This is a genomic window from Stenotrophomonas sp. PS02298 (assembly GCF_029959445.1).
GTDB lineage: Bacteria > Pseudomonadota > Gammaproteobacteria > Xanthomonadales > Xanthomonadaceae > Stenotrophomonas.
Map to the genome: position 1 here is coordinate 1 of NZ_JASCOR010000214.1, position 5,949 is coordinate 5,949.

The 5,949-nt window shown below is 65.8% G+C and carries 4 protein-coding genes; all 4 read left to right on the forward strand.

The window, feature by feature from the left end; translation table 11 throughout:
- Positions 1–88: 88 nt before the first annotated feature.
- The 4 genes from QMX78_RS19635 to plsB all read left to right on the forward strand — a co-directional run bounded on the left by QMX78_RS19635 (position 89) and on the right by plsB (position 5,729).
- A complete protein-coding gene (locus tag QMX78_RS19635) occupies positions 89–991 on the forward strand; it encodes an HAD family acid phosphatase (protein WP_282272748.1) in 903 nt (300 codons plus the stop codon).
- A complete protein-coding gene (gene pyrF / locus QMX78_RS19640; RefSeq protein ID WP_282272751.1) occupies positions 988–1,707 on the forward strand; it encodes an orotidine-5'-phosphate decarboxylase in 720 nt (239 codons plus the stop codon). Before QMX78_RS19635 ends, pyrF begins: the two co-directional genes overlap by 4 nt.
- A gap of 429 nt (positions 1,708–2,136) precedes the next feature.
- The gene (locus QMX78_RS19645; protein ID WP_282272753.1) at positions 2,137–3,099 is read left to right on the forward strand and encodes a hypothetical protein; all 963 of its coding nucleotides are present in this window, start codon (positions 2,137–2,139) and stop codon (positions 3,097–3,099) included.
- Positions 3,099–5,729, forward strand: a complete 2,631-nt coding sequence (plsB, locus tag QMX78_RS19650; protein ID WP_282272755.1) for a glycerol-3-phosphate 1-O-acyltransferase PlsB — start codon at positions 3,099–3,101, stop codon at positions 5,727–5,729. Before QMX78_RS19645 ends, plsB begins: the two co-directional genes overlap by 1 nt.
- The last annotated feature ends 220 nt before the right edge of the window (positions 5,730–5,949 follow it).

Sequence of the window (5,949 nt, forward strand, 5' to 3'; positions counted from 1 at the left end):
GGTTTCGTACCGAAACCCGACTCTGACCCCGGTTTAGCCCCTCAAGCCGGTAAACTTGCACGGTTTTCAAAGATTCCCGGTAGTTCCCATGTCCCGATTCCCCGCCCTGACCCTGCTGGCCGGCGCCGTGCTGTCGCTGGCTGCCTGCAGCACGACCGCGCCGCTGAGCCGCGTTTCGCCGTCCCCGGCCGATGCCGTCGAGGCTCCGGCCAATGCGCCCAATGACAACCTCAATGCCGTGCTGTGGGTGCAGCGTTCGCAGGAGTACCGGGCCAGCGCGCTGCAGACCTGGAGGCTGGCCGCTGCACAGCTCGACGCGGCGCTTGCCGATGGCAGCTGGACCGCGCTGCTGCCGGAAGAGGGGGGCAAGCACCAATCGGCCAAGTTGAAGCCGGCGGTGGTGGTGGATGTGGATGAAACCGTACTCGACAACTCGCCGTACCAGGCGCGCTTGGTGCGCGACGGCAGCAGCTACAACGACGCAACCTGGGAAGCCTGGGTGGATGAGCGCAAAGCGCAGCCGGTGCCCGGCGCAGTGCAGTTCGCGCAGGCCGCCGCCGCCAAGGGCGTGACCATGATCTACATCAGCAACCGCACCGCGGCGATGAAGGACGCGACCATCGCCAACCTGCGCGCGGTTGGCTTCCCGGTCGCCGATGACAGCGTCTACCTGGGCCTGGGCACGCCGGTGCCGGGCTGCACCGAACACGGCAGCGAGAAGGGTTGCCGCCGCCAGCTGGTGGCGCAGAACTACCGTGTACTGATGCAGGTGGGCGACCAGTTCACCGATTTCCTGCAGGTCGAGGACAACAGCCTGGCTGCGCGCGATCTGCTGCTGGACAAGTACCAGGGCTGGATCGGTTCGCGCTGGTGGATCCTGTCCAACCCCACCTACGGTGGCTGGGAAGGTGCGGCCATCAATAACGCCTGGTCGCTGCCGGCGGACCTGCGCAACGGGGCAAAGCGTGACGCGCTGGAGGTGGCCCGATGAGCCGCGTACCGTTGCCGCTGCGTAATGACGAGCGCCTGATCTTCGCCCTCGACGTGCCGGGCAAGGCCGAAGCCATCGAATGGGTCGACAAGCTCGGCGACGCCGTGTCGTTCTACAAGATCGGCATGGAGCTGCTGGCCTCGGGCGAGTACTTCGACGTGCTCGACGAACTGGCCAAGCGCGACAAGCGCGTGTTCGTCGACCTGAAGTTCTTCGACATCCCGGCCACCATTGCCGGCGTCATCCGCCGTCTGTCGCAGTGGCCGGTGAGCTACTGCACCATCCACGGCTGGCATCCGGGCATGATGGAAGCCGCTGCAGCCGCCAACAGCTCGGAGATGCGCCTGTTGGCGGTGACTGTGCTGACCTCGATGGGCCGGTCGGACCTGGCGCAGATGGGCATCGACCGTGAGCCGGTGGACGTGGTGGTGGAGCGCGCAGTGGCCGCGCAGCGCGCCGGCATCGACGGCGTGATCGCTTCCGGCCAGGAAGCCGCACCGATCCGCGCCGCTACTGGTCAGGGTTTCTCCATCGTCTGCCCCGGCATCCGCCCCGGTGGCCCGGTCGGCGATGACCAGCAGCGAACCGTGGGCGTGGCTCAGGCCTTTGCCGATGGCGCCGATGCCATTGTCGTAGGTCGACCAATCCGCCTGGCTGCCGACCCGCGCGCCACCGCGCTGGCCATTCAGCGTGAAATTGCCGAATCAATCAAGTAAATCAATAGCTTGCATTGAGATTTATAAAGTGTTGCTTTAACTGAATCGGGCGCGTAGGCTACGTCTCGTCCGGCTCTGCCGGCGATGCGTCAAACATGTCTACCGGTCCCGTACCGGTTTGAGGAGGTCTGTCACCGGCAACGGGGCGGCCTCTTTTTTTATGCCGGGTTTTGGGGATTCGTTGAGAGCACTGCGTTCGCCGCTTTGTTGTGTGGCGGCCGGAGAGCAGACCCGGCCCTGTGCATGAAGCCATCGAACCAGCCATGCGCCCCCTCCCTTTGCCGCAGGCAAGGGGAGGGCTGGGGAGGGGTGCTCCTGTTGTGTGCTTTCGTCGAATCCCCAATCCTCGCTGCAGCCGTGACGGCCGTGCTTGCCGCTGTCACCGGGCAGGCATCAAGATGCTTGGCCTACGGGAGGATCGCCGCCGCCATGCAACGCCGTTCACTACGCAGTTGCCACACCATCATCCTGGCCTCGGTTTGCCTGGTAGCCCTGTTGGCGGCCTGCAAGCGCAACGCCGAGCCCTTGCCCGGCGCCGCCACCGAGCCAGCCGCGGCGGTGCGCCAGCTGACCCAGTACCTGCGCAACAACGACCTGGTCGGCTATGCCCGCGCCGCCGTGCCACCTGCCCAGTACGCCGAACTGGAAGCGGCCTGGGCGCAGGGCCATAGCCGCTGGCCGCTGACCGAGCTGCCCTTGGACGAAAAACTGCCTGTGCTGCTGGCCACGCTGTCGGAGAAGGATGCCGAGCGCACGCTGCAGCGCGCCTTCAAGGCGCAGTTGGAAGGCCAGAGCGCGGCCGTGCGGCAGGCCGCACATTCGCTGGGCCTGTTCGGTGTGCAGTACATCAGCCACCAAGGTGATTACAACGCAGCCGAACGTGCGCACTACGTGCAGCTGGTTACCGCACTCAGCGATTGGGCCCAGGCCGCACCACTGTCGGATCCGAAGCTGGCACAGACCGCGATTGCCACCCTCACTGCCGCCGCCCGTGCCACCGGCCTGGCCGATGAGCAGGCCTTCCAGCAGGCCGGCATGACCGGCACCTTGCAGAAACTCGGCCCGTTCGCAGCGGCCAGCAAGCAGGTGCTGGCCGCATATGGCTTGAAACTGGATGAAAGCATTGAGCAGATGCGCACCGGCCTGGTTTCGCAGGACGGTGATCGTGCCACCGTGCGCGTTCAGTACCCGCTGGCAGGCAAGGAGCTGGACCTTGAAGTGGCCTTGGTACGCCACGACAAGCGTTGGTACCTGGCACGTACGCTCAGCGATGTGGACGCGGTGCTGGTGGCTGCGCGCGCGGCCGAACAGGCCAAGGCCGAGGCCCTTCAGCCGGCCGGAAATCCCGACCTGCAAACTGCAGACAACGCGGCAGCGGCGGCTAAGCCATAATGGCGCCGATGTCGAAACAGAAATCCCAGCCCGATCAGGGTGAACTGCTGCCGCCGGACGACGCCAACGCGACGCCCGCCACTCCTGCTGCCATTGTGCCGGGCGCTTCTGCGCGTCCGTCGCCTGCGGCCCGCGCCGCGCGTCGCCCGTGGTGGGCGCGTCTGCTGGGCAAGCTGATCGAGCCCTGGCTGGGCCTGAAGATCGAGCCCGAGCAGCCCGGTGAATACAACGACGGCCGTCCGGTCGTATACGTGCTGGAGGACTACGGTCTGTCCAACGCACTGATCCTGGACAAGGCCTGCCGCGATGCCGGCCTGCCGTCGCCGCTGGTGCCGCTGGCCGGTGACCCGACCGGGCGCAAGCGCGCCTACGTGGCGCTGTCGCGGCGTTCCAGCAACAGCGCGCTGATCCCCGAGCAGCGCGGCGCCAAGACCCATTCCGATTCGCTGGCCAAGCTGCTGCAGGCGCACCGCGCCAATCCTGGCCTGGACGTGCACCTGGTGCCGGTGTCGATCTTCGTCGGCCGCGCCCCGGACAAGCAGAGCGGCTGGTTCGCGGTGCTGTTCTCGGAAAACTGGGCACTGGTCGGCCGCTTCCGCCGCCTGCTGGCGATCCTGCTCAACGGCCGCGACACCATTGTCCGCTTCGCCCCACCGGTCTCGCTGCGCGGCACCGTCGACGAAGGTCTGGAGCCGGAGCGCACCGTCCGCAAGCTGCAGCGCGTGCTGCGCACCCACTTCCGCCGCATCCGCGAATCGATCATCGGCCCGGATCTGTCCACCCGCCGTCTGCTGGTGGACAAGGTGCTGGAATCCGATTCGGTGCGCGAAGCCATTGCCGTGCAGGCCAAGCGCGACAACTCCAAGACCACCGACGCCTGGAAGAAGGCGCAGGGCTATGCCTGGGAAATCGCCGCCGACTACTCCACCCCGGTGGTGCGCTCGGCCAGCTTCATGCTCAGCCACGTCTGGAACCGCATCTACGCCGGCGTGCTGGTGCACCACCTGGACAAGTTCAAGGAAGCCGCGCCGGGCCACGAAATCGTCTACGTGCCCAGCCACCGCAGCCACATGGACTACCTGCTGCTGAGCTACCTGCTGTACGACCGTGGCATCGTGCCGCCGCACATCTTCGCCGGCATCAACCTCAACCTGCCGGTGGTCGGCACCTTGTTGCGCAAGGGCGGTGCGTTCTTCGCGCGGCGCAGCTTCCGCGGTAACCCGCTGTACTCGGCGGTGTTCTCCGAATACATGGCGCAGCTGGTATCGGGCGGCTACTCGATCGAGTACTTCGTCGAAGGCGGTCGCTCGCGTACCGGCCGTCTGCTGCAGCCCAAGGGCGGCGTCATCTCCATGACCCTGCGTGCCTACCTGCGCCAGCCGCGCAAGCCGGTGCTGTTCCAGCCCATCTACATCGGCTACGAGAAGCTGATGGAAGGCAACAGCTACCTGGACGAGCTGTCCGGCCGGCCGAAGGAAAAGGAATCGATCTGGGCGCTGCTGTGGGGCATCCCCAAGGTGCTCAAGCAGAACTACGGCCAGGTGGTGGTGAATTTTGGCGAGCCGATCGCATTGAACGACGTGCTGGCGGTGAACGCCCCGGAGTGGGATGGCCAGCCGGTGTCCGAGGACGAGAAGCCTGCATGGTTGATGAAGACCGTCGACACGCTCGCGCAGAACATCAACGTCCACGTCAACGCTGCCGCCGACGTCAACCCGATCAACCTGCTGGCGCTGGCGCTGCTGTCCACGCCCAAGCATGCGATGGGCGAGGCCGACCTGATCGCGCAGATCGAGTTGAGCAAGAAGCTGCTGGTGGAAATGCCGTACTCGGACCGGGTCACGGTCACCCCGCATTCGCCCGAGCGCATCATTGCCCACGCCGAGGAAATCAACGTCCTCACCCGCACCAAGCACCCGCTGGGCGACGTGCTCAGCGTCAGCGGCGATACCGCGGTGCTGCTGAGCTACTTCCGCAACAACGTGATCCACCTGTTCACCGCTTCGTCGTGGGTAGCGTGCTGCTTCCAGAACAACCGCCGCATGAGCCGCGGCGGTCTGCTGCGCCTGGGTCGCGGGCTTTACCCGTTCCTGCAGGAAGAGTTGTTCCTGCCCTGGAGCGAGGATGAGTTCGCCGCACGCATCGACCAGACCATCGACGTCTTCGTGCGCGAAGGCCTGCTCCAGCACGTGGGCGAGGATGATGGCGGCATGCTCGCGCGCAGCACCGGCCAGACCGACGAAGTATTCCGTCTGCGCGCGATCGGCCACTCGCTGCAACAGGCCTTCGAGCGCTATTACATCGCCATCTCGGTGCTGGTGAAGAACGGCCCCGGCACCCTGGGTGCCGGTGAGTTGGAAAGCCTGTGCCAACAGGCCGCGCAACGCCTGAGCCTGTTGTATGCACCGGCCGCACCGGAATTCTTCGACAAGTCGCTGTTCCGCGGTTTCATCCAGAAGATGCGCGAACTGCGCCTGGTCTGGCCGGACCAGAACAGCAAGCTGCTGTTCGACGAGCGTCTGGATGCCTGGGCCAAGGACGCCAAGTTCATCCTCGGCCGCGAACTGCGCCACACCATCGAGCGTGTGAGCCCGGAAGCGGCGAAGCCGGAAGTGCCGCCAGTAGCTTGATTGGAGACACTGTAGAGCGGAGCCATGCTCCGCTGGGGCTCGACCGGTACAGCCTCTGCCGAGCATAGCTCGGCACTACCCTATCGACTGGTCTTGTGGGAGCGGCGTAAGCCGCGAAGCCACTGCTCAATCAGGTAGCGCGCATGTCGGCAACTTCAACGCTGCCGGCTTGGGCGGGGTACCCCCCCCCGCCACCCCGCAAATTTGTTGAAAGGCCCCC

Bases quoted from the DNA above. Each gene is read 5' to 3' on its own strand.
- QMX78_RS19645 (WP_282272753.1), top strand. From the start codon at position 2,137: ATGCAACGCCGTTCACTACGCAGTTGCCACACCATCATCCTGGCCTCG.
- plsB (WP_282272755.1), top strand. From the start codon at position 3,099: ATGGCGCCGATGTCGAAACAGAAATCCCAGCCCGATCAGGGTGAACTG.
- pyrF (WP_282272751.1), top strand. From the start codon at position 988: ATGAGCCGCGTACCGTTGCCGCTGCGTAATGACGAGCGCCTGATCTTC.
- QMX78_RS19635 (WP_282272748.1), top strand. From the start codon at position 89: ATGTCCCGATTCCCCGCCCTGACCCTGCTGGCCGGCGCCGTGCTGTCG.